Annotated in this window: 3 protein-coding genes; all 3 read right to left on the bottom strand. The window is 72.8% G+C overall.

The features are described 5' to 3' along the window. Positions 1–1265 (bottom strand): flagellar hook protein FlgE (locus tag VFW24_01450; GenBank protein ID HEX5265414.1); only part of this gene is annotated, 1265 nt, incomplete at its 3' end. Positions 1266–1321: 56 nt separating this feature from the next. Further along, positions 1322–1864, bottom strand: coding sequence for a flagellar hook capping FlgD N-terminal domain-containing protein (locus tag VFW24_01455; protein HEX5265415.1), 543 nt, complete (start codon positions 1862–1864; stop codon positions 1322–1324). Between the two features lie 18 nt (positions 1865–1882). Next, on the bottom strand, positions 1883–2314 hold the full coding sequence (locus VFW24_01460; protein ID HEX5265416.1) for a flagellar hook-length control protein FliK: 432 nt from the start codon (positions 2312–2314) through the stop codon (positions 1883–1885). Positions 2315–3372: the final 1058 nt, after the last annotated feature.

A 3372-nucleotide genomic window follows, 5' to 3' on the forward strand; every position in this document is an offset into this window, starting at 1 on the left:
TGGAGCACCTGGTCGGAGGTGGTCAGCACCTTGGTATTGGCCTGGTAGGCGTTCTGGGCCACGATGAGGTCGGTCAGCTGCTTGGCCAGGTCGACGTTGGACGTCTCCAGAGCGCCGCCCTCGGTCGAGCCCCGCCCCCCCGTGCCGGGCGTTCCGACCTGGGCGTTCCCCGAGTTGACGGTCGACTGGTAGTAGCCGTTTCCGGCCTTGAACAGGCCCTCGTTGTTGGCGAAGCTGGCTAGGGCCAGCTGCCCGAGCTTCTGGGTGGTGCCACTCGAGAAAGTGCCGGAGATGGTCCCGTCGGGGCCGATGCTGAACGACTGCAGGCCACCGCTCGGGACCCCGTCCTGGCTTCCGACCTCCATGGTGCTGGGGCTGGCCAGCTGGGTGACTGCGGACGTCGTGCCCGGCGCCGGCAGGTCCACGCTCAAGGTGGCCCCGCCGGCCCAGTTGTAACCGGCGGGCATGGTGGTCACGGCCAGGGAGGTCGCACCCGCAACGGCGGTCCCGTTCACCGTGGCCAGCTGGCCGTTGGTGAACACGAGGCTCTGAGGGGTGCCCCACAGCTGGGTCGCAGGGCCGCCACCCGGATTCGGCACGGAGCCCTGGAGATCCCATGTGCCGGCCGCCCCCGCCTTGGGCGTGAGGGTGAGCGTGACCGGCACCACGGCCCCCAGGGCGTCGTAGGCGTTGATGGAGATGGTGACCGGGTTGGCGGTGCCGCTCCCCGACCACGCCTCGAGGTTCCCGGTGAGGTTGATGTTCTGGGTGGCCACCGGGGTCGACAGCTGGCCCTGCGGGATGGTCAGGGCGGTGGTGGGGCCGTTCACGTTGACTACGCCCGAGGCATTGGCCGCCCAGCCCTGGATCAGGCCCCCGTCGGACGTCACGAGGTGCCCGAGCGCGTCGAGGCTGAGGTTGCCCGCCCGGGTGTACATGATCGAGCCTCCCTTGTTCGCGATCAGGAAGCCGGGACCCTGGATGGCGACATCCGTGGGCTGGCCGGTCTGCTGCAGCGAACCCTGGACGAAGGACGTGCGGGTGGTCGCCACTCGGGTTCCTGAACCGATGATCGTCGGGTTCACACCACCGGTCGTCGGGGTGGCGGCGCCGGCGCCGCTCAACTGCTGGCTCAGCAGGTCCTGGAACTGCACGTCGACCGCGGCGTAGCCGGGGGTGTTGACGTTGGCGATGTTGTTGCCAACCGTGTCGATCATCGTCTGGTTGGCTTCGATGCCGCTGATGGCGGCGGAAAGTGACTCCACGGTGAGGTTCTCCTTGTTGGTAGGTCGGAATGCGGAACGTTTGGTTGACGGGCGGGTCAGTTGGACGGGGTCGATGAAGTGGACGATGGGGCCGGATCGGTCGACGAGGCTGAGCCGGTCGCCGGGGTGGCGGCGCCGCTGGTCGACGGCGCGCTGACCGCGGTCACCGCGGTCACCGCGCTCAGCGGGACCGAGGCGCTGCCGACGTGCAGGACCGGGCCGGTGGACTCGATCCCCACCGACGAGACGACGCCGGTCACGGGTGTGCCATTGGGCAGGTTGGCGGTGACCTGCTTGCCGATCATCGATGTCGAGGCCATCGTGCCCATGTCGGAGAGGAGCGACTTCTCCGAGTCCATCAACGCCGACATGTTGGCGGCCTCCGACATCTGCGCCGTCTGGGACATGAACTGCGTCGGGTCGGCGGGGTTCATCGGATCCTGGTACTTGAGCTGGGCCACGAGCAGCTGCAAGAAGGTGTCGCCTGAGCTCATCTTGAGCAGGGGGTTGCTCGAGTCGGAGCCGGTCGACGAGCCCGACGGCGCGGTGGCGCCCAACGCCGCCGTGGAGTTGAGTGAGCTCATGGGGTCGAGGGTCATAACCTTCCTCTCTCGTGGCTACAGCTGGACGTCGACCAGGCGGTCCGGGTCGACGGATGCGATAGGTCCAGGGTCGGGATCAGACGTGATGTCCGGTCCCGTCATGCTCCATGGGCTGGAGCGCATGCCTCGTTGGTCGGGCGCCGGTCCGCTCCACCCCTGACCCGGCGCTCCGCCGCCGCCCGCCCAGCTCCGGAGATGGACGTTGGCGGGTGACCCGGGACGGGACAGCGACCGGGCCAGGCGGTCCATGCCGTCGCTGAGGGCGCTGTGACCCTCGGCGGTCTCCGCCGACAGGTGCAGGGAGACCTGCCCCCCGGCCACTTCGAGATGGGCCACGACCCGGCCCAGGCCCTGGGGCTCGAGCTGCAGGGTCAGGGAGTAGGTGCCGTCTGGGCCGGTGCGCAGAGGGGCGATCACCTGGACGACCTGGTCGTGCACGGGGGCCACGGCCGGGACAGCCGCTCCCGTCGCGGGCTGCACCGCAGTGGGTGCCCCCGGTGCCGCCAGTGCGCCGCTTCCGGACGCAGCCGCAATGGAAGAGTCGGGAACGGCCGGGGCGGCAGCGGTCTGACCGGGGGACACCGTCGGCGAGGATGCGGGTGCGGCCTTGCCGCCCGCCTGGGCGCCAGGTCCGGGCCCGCTCCCGGCGGGCGCGGTTGCGGCGTCTTGAGTCGAGGGTCCCGGTGCCGGAGCGCCGGCGCCCGAAGCGCTCCCGGCGCCGGCCGGCGCGGAGCCCCCGGCCGGCGCCGGGCCGGGGCGGGGAAGACCTGACGACCCGTCGCTCGTGGTACCCGGGCCAGAGACGGCGCCGGGCGTCGCAGCCGGTCCGGCCGGGCTCCCTGCCGTCGACGCCGATGCCAGGTCGGGACCTCCGGGCGATGGATCGGTGGTGCCAGGGCCGTCCGCCGCGGCCGGGCCGGTGCCGGCAGAGGCTCCCGGGGCCGGGTCGGGCCCGCCGTCGCCGCCTGCAGGAGAGGCCTTCGCTCCCCCGACGCCGGCGGGACCATCGGGAACGAGCGGGGCGGAAGCGGCGTCGGAAACCGGGAGGCCGGCGGGGATGGCGCCTGCTCCTGCTTCGTCGGGGTCCGCGGGTCCGGGTACCGCCGGCAGGGAGAGGCCGCCGCCGGAGGCAACCGCTGGCGCGGCGGGGTCAGCGGAGTCCCCCGCGGCGGCCTGCGCTCCCGAGGCGGGGGCCGAGCCGCTCGGGGCGGCGCCGGCCGGCGCAGCACCATCGGCGTCGGGACCGGAGGCGCCGGTGGCAGCGGATCCGCTCGCGCCACCCGGGGCCGTGGCCGCGGATGGGGACGACGTCGCGTCCGCACCGGGCCGGGCCGGGCCGGCCGGATCGACCGGCGGGGCCGCCGGGGGGGCCGCACCCACGGCACCGGCCGCTCCGAGCGCATGCGAGTCGGGCTGATCGGCGGATCCGGGCCGGTTGTCCCGCCCCTTCTCCTGCCGGGGGGGTGCGGGACGGGGCCCACCCATCTGGTCCTGGGCGGCGCGCA

Source organism: Acidimicrobiales bacterium (assembly GCA_036273495.1).
GTDB lineage: Bacteria > Actinomycetota > Acidimicrobiia > Acidimicrobiales > JAJPHE01 > DASSEU01.